Origin of the sequence: Leptospira ilyithenensis (assembly GCF_004771005.1) — a bacterium.
Taxonomy (GTDB): domain Bacteria; phylum Spirochaetota; class Leptospiria; order Leptospirales; family Leptospiraceae; genus Leptospira_A; species Leptospira_A ilyithenensis.
In genome coordinates, this window is record NZ_RQHV01000062.1 from 141,853 (window position 1) to 162,165 (window position 20,313).

At 40.4% G+C, this 20,313-nt stretch carries 18 protein-coding genes; 7 read left to right on the top strand and 11 right to left on the bottom strand.

The genetic code is table 11. The annotated features are described in order from the left end of the window. Nucleotides 1-2: 2 nt before the first annotated feature. The 4 genes from EHS11_RS17310 to EHS11_RS17325 all read right to left on the bottom strand — a co-directional run bounded on the left by EHS11_RS17310 (nt 3) and on the right by EHS11_RS17325 (nt 4,063). Entirely contained in the window at nt 3-1,313 is a 1,311-nt protein-coding gene (locus EHS11_RS17310; RefSeq protein WP_135765629.1) for a 3-hydroxyacyl-CoA dehydrogenase family protein, read from the bottom strand. A gap of 412 nt (nt 1,314-1,725) precedes the next feature. Further along, on the bottom strand, nt 1,726-2,025 hold the full coding sequence (locus EHS11_RS17315; protein ID WP_135765925.1) for a helix-turn-helix transcriptional regulator: 300 nt from the start codon (nt 2,023-2,025) through the stop codon (nt 1,726-1,728). A 127-nt stretch (nt 2,026-2,152) separates the two neighbouring features. Beyond that, nucleotides 2,153-2,671 carry a DUF2721 domain-containing protein gene (locus EHS11_RS17320; protein WP_135765630.1) on the bottom strand — a complete coding sequence of 173 codons (519 nt, stop codon included), beginning with the start codon at nt 2,669-2,671 and terminating at the stop codon, nt 2,153-2,155. A 156-nt stretch (nt 2,672-2,827) separates the two neighbouring features. Then, the gene (locus EHS11_RS17325) at nt 2,828-4,063 is read right to left on the bottom strand and encodes an MFS transporter (protein ID WP_135765631.1); all 1,236 of its coding nucleotides are present in this window, start codon (nt 4,061-4,063) and stop codon (nt 2,828-2,830) included. Nucleotides 4,064-4,125: 62 nt separating this feature from the next. Between EHS11_RS17325 and EHS11_RS17330 the strand changes: the two genes are divergently transcribed. The 5 genes from EHS11_RS17330 to EHS11_RS17350 are packed head-to-tail and all read left to right on the top strand — an operon-like array spanning nt 4,126 to nt 8,039. Beyond that, nucleotides 4,126-5,238: a DNA alkylation repair protein gene (locus EHS11_RS17330; protein ID WP_135765632.1), complete on the top strand. Its 1,113-nt coding sequence runs from the start codon at nt 4,126-4,128 to the stop codon at nt 5,236-5,238. Further along, complete coding sequence (locus tag EHS11_RS17335) at nt 5,235-5,843, top strand: hypothetical protein (protein WP_135765633.1); 609 nt, start codon at nt 5,235-5,237, stop codon at nt 5,841-5,843. Before EHS11_RS17330 ends, EHS11_RS17335 begins: the two co-directional genes overlap by 4 nt. 1 nt (nt 5,844) lies before the next feature. Then, complete coding sequence (locus EHS11_RS17340; RefSeq protein WP_135765634.1) at nt 5,845-6,360, top strand: hypothetical protein; 516 nt, start codon at nt 5,845-5,847, stop codon at nt 6,358-6,360. Continuing rightward, nucleotides 6,357-7,307: a CE1 family esterase gene (locus EHS11_RS17345; protein ID WP_135765635.1), complete on the top strand. Its 951-nt coding sequence runs from the start codon at nt 6,357-6,359 to the stop codon at nt 7,305-7,307. Before EHS11_RS17340 ends, EHS11_RS17345 begins: the two co-directional genes overlap by 4 nt. Then, entirely contained in the window at nt 7,308-8,039 is a 732-nt protein-coding gene (locus EHS11_RS17350) for an SDR family oxidoreductase (protein ID WP_135765636.1), read from the top strand. 23 nt (nt 8,040-8,062) lie between these two features. Here the strand turns inward: EHS11_RS17350 and EHS11_RS17355 are convergent, their stop codons facing one another. From EHS11_RS17355 to EHS11_RS17375, 5 genes are all read right to left on the bottom strand, one after another. Then, a complete protein-coding gene (locus EHS11_RS17355) occupies nt 8,063-8,578 on the bottom strand; it encodes a Crp/Fnr family transcriptional regulator (RefSeq protein WP_135765637.1) in 516 nt (171 codons plus the stop codon). Beyond that, nucleotides 8,568-8,993 carry a Crp/Fnr family transcriptional regulator gene (locus EHS11_RS17360; protein WP_135765638.1) on the bottom strand — a complete coding sequence of 142 codons (426 nt, stop codon included), beginning with the start codon at nt 8,991-8,993 and terminating at the stop codon, nt 8,568-8,570. The genes EHS11_RS17355 and EHS11_RS17360 overlap by 11 nt, the downstream gene beginning before the upstream one ends. Next, complete coding sequence (locus EHS11_RS17365) at nt 8,993-10,960, bottom strand: ankyrin repeat domain-containing protein (protein WP_135765639.1); 1,968 nt, start codon at nt 10,958-10,960, stop codon at nt 8,993-8,995. Before EHS11_RS17365 ends, EHS11_RS17360 begins: the two co-directional genes overlap by 1 nt. 15 nt (nt 10,961-10,975) lie before the next feature. Then, on the bottom strand, nt 10,976-12,691 hold the full coding sequence (locus tag EHS11_RS20235; protein WP_246048023.1) for a peptidoglycan DD-metalloendopeptidase family protein: 1,716 nt from the start codon (nt 12,689-12,691) through the stop codon (nt 10,976-10,978). 77 nt (nt 12,692-12,768) lie between these two features. Beyond that, nucleotides 12,769-13,287, bottom strand: coding sequence for a helix-turn-helix transcriptional regulator (locus tag EHS11_RS17375; protein WP_135765640.1), 519 nt, complete (start codon nt 13,285-13,287; stop codon nt 12,769-12,771). A 165-nt stretch (nt 13,288-13,452) separates the two neighbouring features. Here EHS11_RS17375 and EHS11_RS17380 point away from each other — a divergent pair, with 165 nt between their 5' ends. After that, entirely contained in the window at nt 13,453-13,920 is a 468-nt protein-coding gene (locus tag EHS11_RS17380) for an ankyrin repeat domain-containing protein (RefSeq protein WP_135765641.1), read from the top strand. A 1-nt stretch (nt 13,921) separates the two neighbouring features. Next, a complete protein-coding gene (locus EHS11_RS17385; RefSeq protein WP_135765642.1) occupies nt 13,922-14,260 on the top strand; it encodes a hypothetical protein in 339 nt (112 codons plus the stop codon). A gap of 168 nt (nt 14,261-14,428) precedes the next feature. Here EHS11_RS17385 and EHS11_RS17390 read toward each other — a convergent pair whose 3' ends face one another. Together EHS11_RS17390 and EHS11_RS17395 are read right to left on the bottom strand one after the other, a co-directional pair. Continuing rightward, nucleotides 14,429-16,516, bottom strand: a complete 2,088-nt coding sequence (locus EHS11_RS17390) for an adenylate/guanylate cyclase domain-containing protein (RefSeq protein WP_135765643.1) — start codon at nt 16,514-16,516, stop codon at nt 14,429-14,431. 6 nt (nt 16,517-16,522) lie between these two features. Beyond that, nucleotides 16,523-20,263 (bottom strand): adenylate/guanylate cyclase domain-containing protein, encoded by a 3,741-nt coding sequence (locus EHS11_RS17395; RefSeq protein WP_135765644.1) that lies wholly within the window; start codon nt 20,261-20,263, stop codon nt 16,523-16,525. Between the last annotated feature and the right edge of the window lie 50 nt (nt 20,264-20,313).

The following is a 20,313-nucleotide window of genomic DNA, read 5'->3' on the forward strand; positions in this document are numbered from 1 at the left end:
CCTTAACCTTTGAAAAGAGAGCGAGCATCGAGTTTGTCGCCTAACTCATAGAATTTTTTGCCTGATTTTGCATCTGAAAGAATTTTCGGAACCGGCAATTTGGATGTTTCTAACATTTTGATGGTTTCTTTAGGTCCGCCTAAGAAATCCACAAGAGCGGAAGCAGGAACCCAATTGAATCCGAATCCCATCGCACCGTCTGTCATTTCTTTTGTCTCAACTACTTCGCCTACAAGAGAAAGAGAGTAGCTGATATAACGACCGATAAAGTATCTTGCGATGTCAGCTTCCAAACCGTTTGCAGTTTTGACAATTTCCATTGCGCCTTTGTAATCGGACTCTTTGATCTTTAGACGTGCCTGTTTGATAAAAGGGATGTCGAATTTAGGGTAAGGATCGTAAGAACCTGTTTTGATATTATAAACGAATTTTTCACGTTTTCCATCTGCGTGTTTTACCACTTTGGTAAGTCCGCTTCCGGATTTCATTCCTAGTTTCCCTTCATCAATCAGTTTTTGGAAGTAACCGGGAAGTTTGAATGTTTCGTGTGCTTCGTCTTTTGTGTTGTCATAAATATTGTCAACGATTGCTTTGTGAACGTCTAATCCTACGAAGTCGGCAGTAGCAAGAGGAGACATCGCACGACCTGTATAACCGGAAATGATTTCGTCAAGAAGTGCAATTCCACCTTTATCCGCATACTTTTCCGCGAAGTGAGCCACTTCGTTTATCAATTGAAAACCGATTCTGTTTCCCGCAAAGGCAGGAGTGTCATTTGTATAAACTACGGCACGACCCAAAACTTTGTCCAAATACTCACCGAGTGCTTTGGTTACTTTTTTATCATTACCTGCATGAGTGACTAGCTCACAAAGAATCATTTTATAAGGAGGGTTGAAAAAGTGAGTTCCGTAATAGTGTTTCTGACCGTCTTCGTCGTAAGCTTTTGCGAGTCTTCCGATGGAAAGACCGGATGAAACGGTAGATACGATTGTGCCGGGGCGTCTTGCTTTCGCAATACGGGTATTAATCGGCTCCTTGACTTCGTAACTTTCGGCAACAAGTTCAAATACCCAATCGGATTCTGCGACTGCTTTTTCCAAGTCTGCATCGTACGAACCAGGGATCATTCTCCCACGGATTGTATCTGTTTTTACAGAACTAACTGCGGCTTCGATACCTTGTTTAGCTTTTTCTACGTCTCTTGCGAGCATATGGACTTTAGCACCACCGAAAGCGGCGATAACGCCCGCACTCCCGGAGCCCATAGCTCCGTTGGCACCTAAAATCGTGACGGTTTTGATTTCTCTCATGAAGTTGGATTCCGAATATAATTTTACTTACCTTTGTACAAAAGGAAAGCCCTAGGAAAATCGTTTTTTTTGTCAGAAATGTTACAGCGGTATGTGTAATTTGTGCGTCTAAGCGGGTTTTCAATCAGGCAATGTGACATAATGTTCGAGAGGAGGGGAATCGGGAAAGAAAGGAAGGGTATTTTTTGTAAGAGGTACCACATTTTTAAAGTTTGGGCGCCTCGGATTTGTTAGATGATTCTCATCCTTTCCTGCAACGACCGGTCTCTTCGCTCCAATTTTTCCCTGCGGGAAAAGATTTCCGCTTCGATACCTGCCGCGGGGAATCTTTTCCTTTGAGCGGAAATCGACTGCCTTTTATCCGCCTTCGGCGAACAGAGAAGTATCTTGAAACGGACTAGCTGAAGAGAGATTAAGCACTTTTACTTTTTAAGTGAATTATTGGTTCAGCATCTAATGCTTTGGCCAATCTATTAATAAAAGAAAGCGAAAGATTTTTGTAATTACCAGATTCAATTCTTGCAATTGCAGGCTGAGAAGTTTCGATTTTTTCGGCTAAATCTTTTTGTGTTAAATTTCTTTTCTTTCTTAACTTAATGATTTCTTTCGCTAAAGTAAATTCATTAGCGAGGGCATCGTATTCACTTTTGAACTTCTTGTCTTTTAATTCCTTTTTCAAAAGAGAATCAAAATCTTTGATTTTAAGTTTCATCATTTTTCTCCCTTAAAAGAATCCATTAAATTCTGAGCTTTAGTTAATTGATCTTTATTTGTCTTTTGATCTTTCTTAACATATCCGGATGTAACGATAATAATTCAATCGTTCTAAAAGCTGAATTTTATAAAGAATGGTTTCCTTCCTTCTCGGGTTTTTCCCTATGAATCTGTTCTCCCAAAAATTCAGCAATATCGATTTGGCCCATAATAAATGTTAAATTGTATCTGCTCTCGTATAACAAGAAGGAACTGGCCAGAAAAAGAAACACTCCTCCCAAAAGGGCAATCACTGTTGGTATCCAGGAATATTCTTTGGAAACGGCTAACACGATTGCCAAGGTTAAACTTGAAATAACAAATAAAGACGTAGCCATATAAAGAAATGCCATGGAGCGCTGGATCAATACGGCTCGCTTTTTTTGGATGGAAAGTTGATTGGTTAAATAAAGTTTTCTTTCTTCCTGGTAGGCAAGTTTACCTTCGAGTAACTTTTCGACTTCTGTTTTGAGAAGGTTCACCCGATCGAAAATCCGCCCCAACCGATTGGCTGTAGAAAAGATAAGACTGGCACTGGCAGATATAAGTACGGCAGGAGTGATCATTCCTGAAAGGATTTCAGAATTGGAAAAAGATTCGAACATAGGGATAAAATTTATGGTGTTTGCCGCTTTCACAAACAAAAAAGTAGCTCAGATTCGGTTATAGGACTAACTTTCCTCGTTCGAAGGGAGGGATTTGTAAGAGGTACCACATTTTTCATCCGTGGTAGGTGGCAGGTACCACAAATCCAAGGATCCCTAACTTTCCCTCTTCATCAAAACCAAAACCATCGAAGGCAAGACCAATACGGAAATGGCGATCGCAATCGGTCCGAGCCCCCATTTCAAAAAGGGAGAAAGGATTCCTGTGATTCCTCCGGAAAGAACGGTCACAGCCAGAATCATAAAAGCGGAACCCCGGGCATCATTGTCCCCCGCGGCAATCAGAGCATTGACAAACCCTGTTCCTCCCCGCAGTCCCAAACCGATATTGATCGGGATAAAATAACAAATCAAATACAAAGGATCATCTAACTGAAAGTATGCGCCAAAAAGAAATAGTACAGCCGACAGAGAAGCAAACGCAGTGCCTGCCAGAATGACTTTTTCCGGGCCGAGTTTTTTTACAAAATAGGATGAGATTTGCGCAAACGTAAAGAACATTGCAACCGAGATGATCTGTAATAGAATGAAACTTTCGATCTCTCCTTTTTTATAAGTTACGATTAGGTTCGGTGCGGAAAAAACAAACACCAACAATCCTCCCAAAACTCCCGCATGACTAAGAGCGTATCTCAAAAAATTAAAATTGGTAAATAAGCTTTTATAACTTCTTTCCGCATTTTCGGTTAACTTTAATTTGGCGGTATCGGGGCTTTTTGTCTTTGATACGAATAAAAACATACTTATGATCAGAGAAAATATTGCTGTCAGTTGAAAACCCGACTTCCAACCGAACTTTGCCGCCAAATAAGCCCCCAAGAGAGGAGCAAATGCGGGAACCATGGATTCCATACTTCCCATAATGCTGATGGCGCGCATTGCACCCTGGGAAGTAAAAAGCCCTCGGATAAGACCGGGTGCGAGCACTGCCGCACCGCTGGAACTGAGACCTTGGAAAAAGCGAAAAAGAATCAACTCGTAAATATGAACTGAAAAAATACAAACCAGAGAAAGAATCGCAAAACAAAGTAATGATGCGGAAAACAAACGGATCGGATCAAATCTATCTGCAAGAAAACTGAATACCAAAAGCCCTACGCTTGTACCTAAAACGTAAAATGCAATGATCCATTGCGCCTGTGCAGGAGAACTTCCCGGAAACACTTCGGTAAAGTCAGGAATGGAAGGAAGGATGAGATCTATCCCGGATAAACCGAGAACTGTTCCCAAATTGATCAAAATTAAAATCCGGAAAGAGGGCCAGGAAAGAAAACGATTCATGGATACAAAGATTTCAACGGAGTTCTGTTTGGCGATTCCTCTTTGAAACAAAGAACCTTCTTTACAGAAGCCGAACCCGTTTTTTTACTGAATTCATTCTTTCCCGGTACTGAATGGAACCTCTTAAATATATTTACTCCGAAACATTTATTTTTCAGTTGGCTGCGTCATTGGCAAAGGCATACCCTAAACTGGAAAAACACCAATTTCAAAAATCTATTTTCGCACCCCCTTGGAAGGATCTGGAATTGAAAGAGAGAATGTCCCGTATTTCAGACGTAATGATAGAATTTTTACCAAAGGATTTGGATCTTCTTTTTCCTATTTTAAAAGATACAATCGATCATTTGAGGAGGGATGGAGCGGCGGATTTTAACTTCGCACATATGTTCTTTCCTGAAATCGTTCAGAAAACCGGGCTTTCTGAATTTTCAAAAAGTATGAAAGCATTGGAATTTATAACTGTCTTTTCCAGTGCCGAGTATGCCATTCGTGTTTTCTACCTTCGTCATCACAAAGATACAAATAAACAAATGTTAGTTTGGTCGAAGCATAAGGACCCCGGGGTGAGAAGGCTCGCCAGCGAAGGAAGCAGGCCTCTTCTCCCTTGGGGATTGGGAGTGCCTGACTTAAAGAAAAATCCTGGGCAAAGTCTGCCTATCCTGGAAAATCTTTGGGATGATGAAGACGAAGTGGTAAGGAGAAGTGTTGCAAATCATTTGAATGATATTTCCAAACTGGACAAGGACATGACTTGGGATTTTTGTAAAAGTAAATTCGGAAAGTCTGGGGACCTGGACAAAAGTTTAAAACACGCCGTCCGCACTCTTTTGAAAAGAGGTCACAAACAGTCGTTAAATCATTTTTCTTATGATACGGAATGGTCTCCCGAAAAGGTATCTCTCCGTTTGGAAAATGATTCCGTCCGTATCGGTGAAAAGTTAGAATTTAACATCGCTTTCGATTATAAAGAAAAGAAAACAAGAAAGGTTCGAATGGAATATTTGATCGAGTTTGTTTTGGCAAATGGTAAAACGGGCAGAAAGATTTTTCAGTTGGGCGAAAAAACCTTACATCCGGGAGACAAACTGACGTTAACCAAAAAGCATAATTTCGCATTGATTACTACCCGAACTTACTATCCGGGCAAACACAAATTGATCCTTGTGATGAACGGCAAAGAAATCAAAGAAACTTCCTTTCTTTTGGTGAAAGGAAAAAAATGATTTTCAATTATAAGTTTTTTTTTCTGATTATTTTTTTCTTTTCCCGATGTTCCGTTTATTCTTTGGAAGAAAAAAGAAATCTAAAACAAAATAACACAGCCATTGATAAAGAAATCAGTTACGAATTGATCGGTTGGGAAACAAACGAAAACCGCGAAATGGCTTCCTTGTTATTAAAGACTTTGCATACATCGGGGAAATTTAAAAAAATATCTTCTTACGTGAAATCCGATTCGGAGACAAGAGTCCAAATCATTTTGGAATCATCTCCCCGTTTCAAAATCCTATTCGGAGAAAGTGCAGAGCCGGTTTCTTGGATGGTAGAAAGAAAGTTGGGGAGTTTCTCTTTGTACATTTTGAATCGTGTTGCTGCGATGCAAAGTTTTCTTATCATACCTATTTTTTTGAAGAATGACGATACGATTCTATTCCGTGTTTGGAACAAGAACCGTCTCGTGGGGGAGCACATTTATCCCGCACATTCTCTTTATGTGGTCGGATGGGTATCTTTACTTTTAAGGTGGTCCGATGATCGTGAAACATTGGACAAACATTATTCCGACATAGTGCATCAATTCATTGAAGATACAAGAGAGGTGTATTAGAATGTATTTTCGAATCGCTTTCTTGATTGCAAACACTCTGTTCCTCAGTTGTGCCGGATTTTCCAATCCGGTCATTTCGACAACGCGATCCGATTCTTTCTTTGTTCCTTCGCTTGTTCGTTTGCATTTTACCGGGTTCGGTTTTTATGAAAAAGAAAGACTGAAATTGCGTGAGACGATTTTAAAATCGGGTTATAAGGAAGATCCCGATGCCGATTTGCTTTTGGAAGTTAAATTGGAAGAAGTCGGGCATCATTATAAAGATATAAATCTGCATCGACTGAATTTTGTAATGACTTTGATAACAGCCTCTCTGATTCCTTATCAGATTTATACGAATCATAAAATCACATATCGTTACGCGAAAGAGAAAGTTATAAAAGAGTCCGAATACCTAGTGCGCCTAAGTCAATACAGAGGGATTTTGATATTGTTTCTTTCTCCTTTTTATTGGCCGTCAGAGGCTTTCTATCAAAACATAGAAGAGACTTGGAAGCTGGAGTTTACAGGCAAATGACCTATTCAAATCCTTTACGTTTTATCATATTCTTGTCTCTGTTTCTTTTTTTCTGCTTCGGTTGTGGATTCATTCGAAAACAGAAAAGATTGAATGATTCCGATACTTCGGCCCATGAGTTGGAAGTGAACGGAATGTTTCGAAGTTTTTATGTTCATGTCGGTAAAAATCAAATAGGAAATGAAACAGAACCGACTAACGGTCGTCCTCTTTTGCTTGTACTGCATGGGCGTCTTGGCTCCGGTTTACAGGTGATGGAGCAGTCTCAGTTCAATGTGTCGGCAGACAAGGAATCTTTGATCGTGGTTTACCCTGACGGATATAGCAGGAGTTGGGCGGACGGAAGAGGTCAAACCCCTGCGGACAAGGAAAACATTGATGATGTTTTTTTTCTGGAAAAAACGGTTTTGTATATGGAAGACAAGTATAAAATCGACAGTTCCAAAGTATTTATCGTTGGCCATTCTAACGGTGGTTTTATGGTGCAGAGAATGGCTGTGGAAAAGCCGCATTTGTTCAAAGGGGCAGTGAGTATTGCGGCTCAACTGAGTAAAGAAGTTGTGAAAAAATGGGCACCAAGTTCCGGTTTGTCGGTTGCTTTTATGTCCGGGACGGAAGACCCTACCGTACCATATTATGGCGGTTATGTGAGAGACGGCGGTGAAATCTTGAGTGTGGAAGATTCTATCGACAGGTGGAAGACCTGGAACGGATGTTCCGGCCAGGCGACTGTCACAAAAAAAGATGAAAAGTCCGATGAGACTAGCTTGGAGATTTTTACCTATTCGGAGTGCAAAAATAATACAGTCGTCCGACTTTATAAGGTCATCGGAGGAGGGCATTCCTGGCCGGGCCGAAAACAAAGTCTTCCCGTTATTTTTCGAGGCAAACTTACGGAAGAGTTGGACGCTACCCTGGAAGCTTGGAACTTTTTCAAAGGTTTATAAATGAATTCTGATAATAACCAAAATCATAATATAGCAATTGTTACAGGAGCTTCTCGCGGAATCGGCCTTGCTATTTCAAAAAAACTGATCTCTCTCGGCTACTTTGTGAAAGGGATATGTAAAAATCCGGATCGCTGTGAGTTTTCCCATTCGCAATTTGTTTTGGATCGTGTGGATTTGAATGACACCAAACAAATGGAAGATTGGTTGAAGAATTTTCCCGACAAAGACAAAGTTCGTATTTTGGTTCATAATGCGGGAGTAGGGTATTTCGCTCCTTTTGAGGAGCTGTCTTGGGAACAGATCATTGAGATGATAGGTCTTCATCTGACAGCTCCCATGTTGATTTCAAATTATTTTTTAAGGACTTTAAAAGCAAATGAAGGCCGTATTTTTTTTATAGGATCCATTTCCGGAACCAAGGTTTCTCCTTGGGGGAGCGTATACGGTTCCACAAAGGCGGGACTCATTCATTTCGGGAGGGAATTGTTTCAGGAGCTTCGCAAATCGGGAGTTAAAGTAACGAACCTGATCCCGGATCTCACAAACACTGATTTTTTCGATCATTTATCCTTTACTACGGATGAAGACACTCGTTCTTATATTTTGCCCGAATGCATTGCGGATGCAGTAGGAACTGTACTTTCTCAAAGAGAGGGAACTGTTTTGTCGGAACTTGTCATCCAACCGGAACGATTTAAGATCAAAAAGAAGGAGAAAGGAAAGGATTGAATTAAGAATCAAATAGAGAAAGTCTATTCGATCGGAGCTTCCGATACGGAACCGTCTTCACCCTCGGACGGTTCTTCTTCGTTAGATGCATCTTCCGGGGAAGTTTCTTCAGACGTATTTTCTTTCGAAGTGATTTTTTCACCATCGTCGTCTTTCTTTTTGATGGCTCTTATCTTTGAGTCCGTTTCATACAATCTTTCAATCACACGTTTCAAAAGTAAAAATAGAAACTCCGGACTTTCTTGTCCCATTTTAACGAATGTTCCGCGATTGATGATGCCCAATTTGGCATTTTCCGAAACGACAACAATGGATGCAGATCTCGGGCTATTATTGATGATTGCCATCTCTCCGAAAAATTCTCCGGGCAGGATACTTCTCATCCTTGTATGTTTACCTTCGATGTGCTTGTAAATATCGAGCTGACCTTCAAACAAAAAGAACATAGCACCATTGGAAGGAACTCCTTCTTTGAATAGAAGTTCCCCTCGTTTGATGGTAATCATGGAAAGTTTTGCGAGTGATTCTTTAAGTCCCATCGGTTAACTCTTTTAGTTTTTGTTCCGCTTCGATGAGCCTTTCCACATAAGTTTGTAAGAGAGCGTAAACAAACATGGGATTGGAATTTGCAATTTTGGTCAGATTCTGTTTGTCTAAAATCCCCAATTGGGCTCGATCTGATTCTATATATACCGTCATTGTACGCGGATGCGCAGAGATAAGTGCGATTTCTCCGAAGAATTCTCCGGTAGTGAGTTTTCTCACTTCATGAAAGTTTTTTTGTTCGGGGTTTCCCATCCCTACGGAAAGAGTTCCGCTTAAGATGAAATACATCTTTTCGTTAGACGGCTCTCCTTCGCGCACGATAATCTCTCCTTTTTTGAAGGATTTCGTCGGAACCGTATTAACGAAGTCGAATATATTGATTCTATTTTCTTTTCTGGGAAGGGACATCAAGCGCCACGATATATTTCTACTAGTTCAGGTATGTTTTTATCTTCGGCATATTTTAGCGGAGACTTTCCACTACTGTCATCTAAATTTGCATTACCGCCATTCAAAAGAAAAATTCTACCTAATTCTAATATGGAATCTTTTTTACCAGCATCAAATTGCAGCGCCAGTTCGGAAAGAATAGTTTTTCCTGATTTGTCAGTGAGATTTAAGTTTGCCCTTCGTTCAACTAGTAAAAGTACTAATTTTTTATATTGTTCTGCAACTGTTGTTTCACGAGTCTGTAAAAACTTAATCACGGCCTTTCTCAATACGGTAAAACCATTATTATCGGCTGAATCCACTTCCGCGCCTTGGTTCAGTAGTAATAAAATAAGATCGCTATTGTTTCTGTTAAAAGCAATATGAAGTGCGGATAATCCTCTTTTGTTTTTTGCATTCACACTCACTCCTTTGGAGAGCAATGTTTTGACAAGTTCCTGAACGAACTTCTGATCTTTTTTATCTACTTCTTGTTTGGCAACCACCATAATGAGAGTTTCTTCTTCCGAATTCTTTTCGTTAGGGTCGGCGCTGTTTCCGAGCAATAATTTAATCGAATCCAAATCTTTTCTTTCTATGGATTCTGTAAGCAAAGACTTGCCATTACGGGAAACATGATTGGGATTGGCTTTTTTGCTTAACAGAAGTTTGGCGGCTGTAATTTGTTTTGTTTCCAAAGCCAGTGCAAGGGGAGTCTCTCCGTTTTGAACCGTCAAACTGTCTACTGCAACATTCTTTTTCAAAAGTTCTTCGATGATTTGGCTGCTTCCTTTTTTTGCTGCAACATGGATCGGAGAATATCCTCCATCCGTTTGGATATTGAGATCAGCACCGTTTTGAATCAAAGCTACTGCAATCGGAGAACGTCCTTTTTCCAAAGCATCTTCAAGTGCCGGTTTTTTATTGGTAAATCGGATATTTAAGTTTGTTTTGAATTCGATCAGTAGTTTGGCAAGACCGAGATCGTTTTTTTCAACGGATAATTCCAAAAGTGTTTTTCCACTTTTTCCTTTCAGCTCGGTAGACAGACCTTTTCCGAAAAGCAGTTTGATTATGTTTAAATTTTTTTTGTTATAAGCGGTAAAACTAAGTGGTTCGTCATTATCATCCAGCCCGTCCCATTTGGCTCCTCTTGCAAGAAGCAATTCCACTCCCGTTTGGTAGGACTTATCAATGGAAAGTAGAAGCGGTGTGATTGTTTTGGTATCTTTCGCGTTTGCATCGGCACCTGCATCCAAAAGACTAGTGACTAGTTTTATGTTTTTCGCCTCGAGTGCCACAAACAAAGGTGTTCGACCAGTTAACTCTGGTAAGTTGACATTTGCTCCGTTTTGCAAAAGATAATTGATGGAATCCATTTTTCCTTTTTCCACTGCAAAAAACAGGGGGGATTTTCTGGGATTGTTGCGGAGGTTAACATCTGCTTTGCTTTCCACTAAGATCTTTTGAATGGAAAGATTTGCTTTCAGAACCGCGATATGCAAAGGAGTATTTCCTTCCCCGTCATAAGCATTTGGCTCGGCACCTTTTTCTATCAGCGTTTTGATTTGGTTTGTAAATCGGGAAGTCACCAAATAATGAAGCAATGTTTTTCCGGAAAAGTCCCTTCGGTTCAGATCCGCGTTTGCACTAACCAAAGAATCAAATTGTTTTGTTTTTCCTTTCTCCACAGCCAACATCAAAAGAGTTTTGCCCTCCGTGTCCGCCGAGTTGACATCTCCTCCTTTGGAAATGGCAGTATCAAAATCTTTTGGTGTACCTTTGAGTAAAATTTTAACCATATCCGGTCTGATTTCTTCAATGGCTTCGTTTACATTCGGTTTTACCGATTCAAGAGAAGTGTTCGTATCTTGAGAGAGCAAGGAATTGAAACTGAAGATTAGAATGATAAGTGTTATCGTTTGTTTTATTTTTGATGTTTCCATTTTTTCTTTTCTTTATTATTTTGGTAAGTAGGCGCCAGGATCTAACGCTTGTTGTTGTGGTCCTTTTCTGACTTCAAAATGTAGATGAGGTCCTGTTGATTTTCCAGTGTTTCCCACTTCTCCGATGACATCACCGGAACGAACCACATCCCCTTCTGCGATTTTTCTTTGGTTTTGATGTGCGTAATAAGTATAAACGTTATTTTTGTGGCTGAGAATGGTTAACACTCCGTAACCGCCGGCAGTTGTAATTGTCTTCCATACTTTCCCGTCGCTCACTGCCCGAATCGCCGTGCCAACCGGTGCGGGTAAGTCCACACCCGAATGGAAAGCACCTACTTTACCAGTGACAGGATCAACTCTGGTCCCGAAGTTCGAGGACACATAACGGTCGTTATCAATCGGGATTTGAAAGTATTTGGAAATATCGTCGTTATCCACCAATTGACCTTTGTCTTTGGAGACAAATCCTCCGAACACCCAACCTTCCCATTGGTCGTCCCAGTTTACGTAAATCCATTTGGAGCGGGTACCTCCGATGGTTTCTATTTCATTTTTAGCATCTATGATTTTTAGTTTTTCATCCCCCGCGATGGATGCGATAACGGTTCCGTATTCATTCGGTTCATCCCGTAAACGCAAACTTGCCGCACGAACATATCGTTTTTCGCCTGGTTTCAGTTCGTCGGGATTTTCCTCGGGGAAAGATGGGAAGTCCGAATTGGAACTGGAATCGTAACTTTGTACTTCGGAAGAACTTAAGTATCCACCGAACACCCAACCTTTTTGGTATCCGTTTTCCACTTGGTGCCAAGCGGAAGAAATTCCGTCGATATTATCTTCGTAATTTGTGGATTGAATGACTGTGATTTTGATTCCTTTGGTAAGTCTGTCTACGATATAGGAATTCACTTCCGGGTTTTCACGAACATTAAGAGAACCCGCATTCACCCAAAAAAATTTACCTTTTAGTTTGTCTGTGGTTTTCGGTTCCGGTTCCAAGTTTACCGTTTCGGTTACACTGATTTGTTCTTTTCCGGGTATTTCGGTAAACTCAGGAACATTTTCCGTCATTTCTCCCGTAACAGGATCAAAGAACGGTTGTTCTGCGGCCCTGGATTTTTTGGAAATTTTTAGGTTTTCAGGAAATGCAAAGGCTCTAGTAGAAGGAGGTTTCAGACTTGCCAGTTTTTTTTCAGGAGAGTCTTCTTTGGAAATTGCAACGGAAGACAGATATTCGGAAGGAATATAACCTTCTTTCTTCGAATTCGTTCTCACTAAACACCAGTTTGGTTGATCTTTCTTTTCCGGGCCGTCGTTTTTCAAAACCAAAACCACTTCTATTTTTTCCCCTCGGGAAAGTTTGGTGTCCGTATTGAATTTGGGGATAACACTTGGCTCTGATTTCAAGAGATAAGCTTCGCTGGAGTAGGCAAAAATGGACTTCGCTTTTTTTGTTTGTCCGCCGGGGGATTCGTTATGTTCAATTACATCGCGGGCAAGGCTCGGATCCACCGGCAACTCTTCGAAATTGAGGCCGGGATAACGATCTTTCAGTTTGGAATAGAATTGGTAGTACTTTGCCAGTATCTTTTCTCTATTGGCTTTGTCTTTTTGCAAAAGCGCGTCTTGTTTGTCTTTTGCTTTGTTGTCTAAGGAGCTTTGCGCGAGTAATGGGAAACAAGTGATCAGAAAAACAACTAAGCTTAGTATTTTGGTTTTTTTGTGCATTCCATCCTCGTCTTTTTCCTAAGAAATTTAGTGAAATTTAGGATTTGGTCAAGGTTTTTTGGGTTTCAGAACCTTCTTTACTCTTCTTCCGGAAGAAGAGGTGTGAGAAAAAAAGAGATAAATTCCAATTTTCCCCTCATAGAAGACTTTTCATAGATGGATGCGGTTTGGTTTTCCACGGTTCTCAGGCTTTTCCCGCGAACTCCTGCGATTTGTTGGTGGGAAAAGCCCCGTAAAATCAGAACTGCAATTGCCTTTTCCGTATCAGTCAGTTTCCATTCATTCATTTGTTGGTTTGCTTCTTTCCAGAAGTTCATCTCCGGCCCTTTTAGAATCCGGTTGGTTCTTTTTAAGTCGTAGATCACCACTTTGGCTTGGTTGTTTTCCCCCGCCTCTTGCTTTAGCTCTTTGTAGAGTATAAAGATGGTAAGAAAGGAAGAGATCGCGATCAAAGTTTCGAAGCTGGCAATAAAAACCCGGTAACGATCGAAAATGTCAGGGGGATTGGTCAGAGTGTAGGCTTCTTGAATGATCCAGAGAATGAGAGAGATTCCGTAGAACCAGAGGAATAAAATTCTATATTTACGGTGATTCATTGGTAATTGTATTATCTATGGGAACCAAACTATTAACGCAAGGAATTTAACTTCTAGGTGTATTCCGCAATTGCGGGGAACACTTATACCCTCGTTTTTAGTGGGTTCCCACATTTGCGGATAACCTCCATTTGCAGATGAGGTTTTTTTTGAGATACTGAGAGCATGAAACGAACCGCTCTGGGTACTTTGCTGATTTTTCTGGTGATCGGATGTGCAACATTTCCCGACCAGGGAAGGAACTACCGTTATAACAATTTCTACTTTCAGGTCGCACAAGGGAATGTGGAAAGAGTTCGGGAAATCCTGCGGACGGGCCAGAATCCGAATATCCCTGAAGACACATTCGATCAGATGACTCCTCTTATGATCGCTTCGAAAGAAGGTCATCATAATGTAGTTCATGTATTATTGACTTATAAAGCAAATCCAAATCTAAAATCCAGAAACGGGCACACTGCACTTATGATGGCAGCATACAACCGTTATCCTAAGGTTGTGGAATACTTGCTAGACGCCGGTGCCGATCCCAATTTGAAATCCGAGGCGGGTCATACCGCGCTTTCCGAGATCCAACAAAGTGAAAAGGAAACAATCATCCACTTACTCAAATCCAAGGGCGCGGTTGAATGATATGAAACGACCGATGATTTATTTCGTAACGTTCCTTGGTTTTGCCTTCTTTGGAAATTGCGGCAATGTAAAGAGTCGATCTTCCTGTTTGAATCAATGTGCCTCGGAACAATTGATATGCGGTCTGGTTTCACATCAACAGAATGTGAGTTCGGGAAGTTCCTTTGTTACCTGTCTTGCCGTTTATAATCTATGCGAATCGAAATGCGGAGGCACAACAACGGGCACCACTCGAACAACGAGAACCAGCTCCAGTTCCGGTAGGGGAAGTTCTTCCGGCGGCGGTTCCGGGGGAGGTAGTAGCAGTGGTGGAGGGGGCCACGGAGGAAGCGGGCATTGATCTTGAACGGATAGATCTGTTGTTATTTGAAACTTGAATTTTTGTTTCTATACAAATCTTTTCCACCTCTTTCCTGTTGGCAGTAAGCACCTGTTTGCTGCCAACAGAATTTTTTTAGCAATCCGACAAACTCTTTGTGATCTCTGAAAAACCATCCCGATGGACGGATTATCCGGTCTGCCTATAGATGATTTTTGCTCCGATTTTTAAATTCTTATACAAATCAAAGAATTGTTCGTTGGGAACAACACCTTCTCCGTCCCTTGAGAATTCGGGACGTAATGCTTTCAAATAATACATTCCCATCTCACCCTTGTTTTTGGCGGATACCTTGCCTCTGTACTCGCAAACAAAGAATCGTTTTACTTTTTCATAAGTTTTTTCCGAGAGATTGACTTCACCCGGTGTGCTGCTGCTTTCCATACGGCTTGCAATATTTACGGTATCTCCCCAAACATCGTAAGCGAATTTTGTTTTGCCCACCACCCCTGCAACAACCGATCCCGTATGAATTCCGATCCGTATTTCCCAAAATGGTTGACCTAACATTTCTTTTACGATTTTCACCTGATTCATAAAAGATTTGATTTCCATGGCAAAAAGACAGGCGTCGACCGGATGGGTGAAATTCCCTTGAGGAATACCTCCTGCTGCCATATAGGAATCCCCGATTGTTTTCAATTTTTCAAAATTATGACGGACAGCTATATCATCGAATTGGGAAAAACAAGCGTCTAACTGTTGTATTAGATCTTCGGGGGAGAGGGATTCCGCCGCATTTGTGAAATTTTTAAAATCCGTGAATAGAATCGTGGCCGACTCGTATTCCATCGGTATGACTTCTCCTTTTTCCATTAACTCTTCCGCAAGTTCTCCTGGCAGAATGTTTTTCAGAAAATGGATGGTTCTTTCTTTTTCCGATTCCAAGTCGCTCATAAGATTGGCGTTATGAATGGAACCTGCTATCTGTTCGCAAAAAGAATTGATTTCAAAAAATTCGTCTTTGTTCCAATCGGAGCCTTTGGTAAGTCTTGTAACGCAGATGATTCCTATGGTTTGATTTTGAACTACCAAGGGGATTTGCGCAAAATTATCAAGATTGAAGGCATCGATGATTCTTTTATCATAACCGGAAAACAAATTGTCCGAGGATTGGATCCGCTTCAGATAAACCGGTTTTTTCTTTTCATAGGTTCTGAATAAAGATCCTGACTCTTTGGAAAGAGGTGCGGAAAAATTGCGAAGGAAATTGGTAACCAAAAGTCCTTTATTGAATATCTCCTTGGAAAAAACATAAGGCATCAGTTTTTTCTTTTTTTTGTCAGTCAGTAAAATAAATCCTAGCTCAACCCTATGATTGGATTTGAGAAATAAAAAAGCTTCCGTGATGATATCATCTATCTTGTTATGCGAGTTGATTTTGCGGATGGATTTGTAAAGTAGTTCCAACTTTTGTCTGTTGGTTTCCAAAATCTGTTTTTCATTTTGAATCTTTTTGTTTTTGTCGGCAAGTTCGATGATTAAAAATCCTGATTCGATGGAACCTGCAACATAATCTCCGATGATTTTGATTTGATTTTGTTCTTGGGTGGATAGCTTCAAATTGCCCGAATAATCCAGAAGATCGAGAGTTCCTATGAAGTTTTGGCGCAAAAACAAAGGCACAATGAATAAGGATCTTAGATTTACGGAATTTTTATTTTCCAACTCGACTCCTTTGGTATCGTATTTGTTTAAGTCTTCTATAAAAAAAGTCCGTTTTCTTTTCCAGGCGTAAGCATGGGCATAATAAGTGACTGTTTCGTTCGTGACTTTGATTCTTCTTGAGCGGATTCCTTCCCGAAGGTTCTCTTCTATTTCTTCAGGAAAATTAGAGTCGTAAAACACCAGTTCGTTTGTATCTTTTTCGAATATATAAAGAACGTAGTGAGGGACTTTGTATTTGTCCCGAAAATAACGGGCTAGCAAGACTAAAATTTCCTTTAAGTGGCGACAGGCGTTGATCTCTCTCAATAAAGAATCCAAATCTGTCAGTTGGGAATAAGACCGATAGAGTTTGTCCGAAAACTGGTCGGATTGGGATTTTATATCATATATTTCCTTCTTTTTCGAAGCGATCGTATGTTCCAATTCGGAAATTGTAATTTTGTATTGATTGATCTCTTTGTCCCGAGCGGATAAAATTTTATAAATGCGAAAGAGCAAATAAAATATAACTAAAATCCCTAAAGCGGCAGCGGCTAAAAATTCAATCATATCGATTTACTTGATTAGAATTCTTGCACCGCGTTTTTGTTGGGTGTAAAGTCTTTCGAATGTTTCGTTCGGATGAATCCCCGATTCCAATGCAAAGTCCAATCGTAAGGATTTCAATTCTATGATCGGGATCGGATCTCCTTCGTAAGTATTGATTTCCTTCTGGTTTTCCAAAACGAATAATCTTTTTATTTTTTCGGCTGCTTCAAGAGATATGTTGATTTCGGTGGAGTTTGCACCTCTTCGTATAGCTTGTGTTTGTGTAACTGTCTTGCCCCATACATCATAACTGAACTTTGTTTTTCCGATCACACCCGCAACGACCGGACCCGAATGAATGGCGATTGTAATTAGCCGAGGTTTGAATGCAATGTCCGGAAATTCATTTTTGATTCGGTTTGCTTCCTCTCTGATTTGAAGTGCAGCAAGACATGCATCAATGGTATGGGTGAAATTTCCAACAGGAAGTCCTCCCGCAGCGACATACATATCTCCTGTCATTTTTAATTTTTCCATATTATTGGATTTGATGATCTCATCGAATCTGGAAAAATATAAATCCAATCCTTCCAGTAATTCTTCCGGAGTGAGCTGGGATGTCATATGGGAGAAGCCTGGAAAACTGGTCATCAGCATGGTTACGTTTTCGAACTCTACAGGATTGACTCTTCCCTTTCTTTGTAGTTCTTCCGCGACGTTTTTTGGTAAAATATTCAAAAGAAGCGAGTCGGATCTGTGTTTTTCCTCTTCGATCTTATTCATTAGAAAGTTATTTCCTATAGCGCCTGCTATGTGCTCGGAAACACCGACGATGGACGTGAGTTCCTCTTGGTTCAATTGGATATCTTTATCCATAATCCCGAAAATCGCCATAGCAACCACTTTGTCGTTATTGATCAGAGGGGATAGAAGTAAGGACGACACACCGGATTTTGCGATGATTTCCCTGTCGATTTCGTAAGGAATTTTTTTAGGAATCTTTTTCATATAGAAAAATCTTTTTCTCGAATAACACTTGTAAACAAATCCACTTTTTTCGTTTAATTGGAATTTCAGATTTTTGAAAAAGAATATGTTTTCATCCGCAAGCAAATCAAAGCCGGAATGATTTAGATAACGAAACTCGGAAAACTCATCATCCAAATAATACAATACGCAGTTGGAGATCCTATAATTTGATTTTATAAATTCGAAAATTTCCGCAAGAGTTCCTTCCAGGTTGGTCGAGGAGTTGATTGTTTTTGCAAACTCATTCAGCTTTTGGATTTCAAGTTTAGCCGACTCGGCTTTTTTTCTTTCCTGCTCGGTGATCTGGAGTAGAAGGGAATTTTGAATCGCTCCGGCAATTTGATCGCAAAAACCGGTGATCCTTCTCAACTCGTCCCGGTTCAGATTGAGTCCTTCTTTGTAAGAAGTGAAATAAGCCATACCGATCACTTCGTTCTGAACAATCAAAGGATTGATGATAAATGATTTCAGTTCCAGATTTTTGATCATTTCTTTGTCGATCGAATATTCCAGATAACCAGGAATTCGGGATAGATAGAGTGGCTTTTTCCTAACATAGGATTTATAAACAAATCCTCCCCTTTCGTTCAAGGGAATGATCAGGTTCTTTGCAAATTGCAAATGTTCCGGTTTTGCCTGTTCCGGTTTTGTCGTGCTGTAAGTATAAAGTTCGTTTTTTTTATGATCAATCAGTTGTAAGATGGTTCCTTCGATCCCGAACGTTTTCAGAATATAATCGAACATTTCCTGAATGATTCGATCCAGATTGGACTCCGAATTGATTTTTTTGGCAAACTCATTCAGTTTGATCACTTCGTTTTTGGCATACTCGGTATTGGCGCGTGCGAGTTCCGCGAGATTTCTTTCCTTGTTCAATGTTTCGATTAACATCGAATTGATGACGGCCGTGGCGATCGCTTCGGCAGTGCTTTCCGCAACCCGAAGATGATCTTTGGAAAAGGATATGTTTTCTTCCGTTGTGAATAATGTAAGTAAGGCGATCGTTTTTCCTTGTGCTACCAATGGTAAAATCATTCCGGGATGTTTTCCCACTATATCTACCATGATTTGATTGGAATCAGTTAAAATCCCTTCTTTGACTTTGGAAAATCGAAAAGGGCGATTCCGTTTGTAAACCAAATACATAACACCCGAATCAGGGTGGAGCGCGAAGTTCAAATTGGATAATAGTTTTTGTTTTTCTTCCGCCAAATCCGACGAAAGGGCGGATTTATAATAATCAATCGAAGCTTTTTCTTCATCGACCAAAAACAAAATCATGGAATCGCAGGAAACTTCTTTCTTCAGGTATTCGAATGCCTTGGACATAATGGATTCCAATCGCAGACTGGAGTTGAGCGTTTTGGCAAATTCGTTTAACCTTTGTATGTTTTCGCGGGAGTTTGCAAGCTCCTTGGTCCTTTCCATTACCAGCCCTTCCAATCCTTCTTTCAGGTTGTTCAATTGTTCGTTGGACCCTTCCAGATTTTCTTTTAACTTTTCAATGGATGAGTAGGCGCGGGTGAATCCGTAAGAAAGAATATAACCTTGGAATAGAATGAATAACAAAAATCCGAAAGGAGTAAGGTTTAATGTATTGATCACATTGTTTTGATATAGTATGTCATTTGTTAGTGCAACACATACGAATAAAAAACCGATGAGAGACATGCTTGCCGCCACCTTGTCATTGCTAAAGGCTCTAATCGTTGCGGCGATGATTATCACACAGATAATCATAAGCAATAATTGAAAATAAAGAACAAGGGATGCGAACTGATGCACTGGAAAAAACAAGGAAATGGTAAAGGGAGTGATCAATGCCAAAATCGTCAAAGTTGTTTTTTTGCCTAAGGTCTTGGGGAATACCAAATGATAAAAGTATGCGAATACAGCCGTTGAAATATAAAGAGTGGAAAATTCAAAACGAATCAAAACATCCATCGGTATTTCCGGAAAGATGCTTGTGAGTAGTCTTTCTCCCGTTGTTAAAATCCTCAAAATCAAAAACAAACTGAATAATGCGATGAACAAACTTGCTTTGTCTTGTCTTCGCATAATGAACAATCCGATATGGTAGAGCGCCCAAAGAAAGATGCTCCCTGCAATAAAGGAGGTGATCTGGTAGATTCGGTTTAATTTTCCATATATTTGTTTTCGCTCTCCGATTTCAGCGGATTCCCAAAACCCTCCTTTGGGATAATGGTAATTGGCAACTTCATAAACGATCTCGGTTTCTCCGGATAGATCTTCCAAATCAAACAGCCCCGGCTTGTAAGAAGGATGAAAATTTTTCGGAGATCGGGATACTTTGCCTTCTTCGTGGACTAGCTTGCCGTTTACGTACAATTTGTACGCCGAGGATAAATCCGAATTATGAATGGCAAGGGGAGGATTGTTTTCGGGGAGTTTTAGCTTAAGCCGGTAGACGGCATAACCGAATCCTTCCAGAGTGTTTCCATTCACTTCCATCCCTTTCCAAGTGGAAGGAATAGAAACCGGAACAAAGGAGGCGGGACTTTCCGTTTCCAACGATGAAATATCTTCATAGGTTTGGTTCCAATAAAACTCCCATTCTCCATCCAAGGCAACGATTCCGTCTTTGGTAAAATCCCATGTCCCCAAATCCAAGACACCTTGGGAAGCCGGGTCGGCTTTCCTTCCTTGTTTTTGGCAGGAAAGAAAAATGGATCCCAAAACAAAGAGGATGAGAACGGATTTTTTGAAGTAATCAGGCATGGCGGTAGCCACCTAAGCTAAACGAAGATGGCGATTTTTAAAGCAAAAAA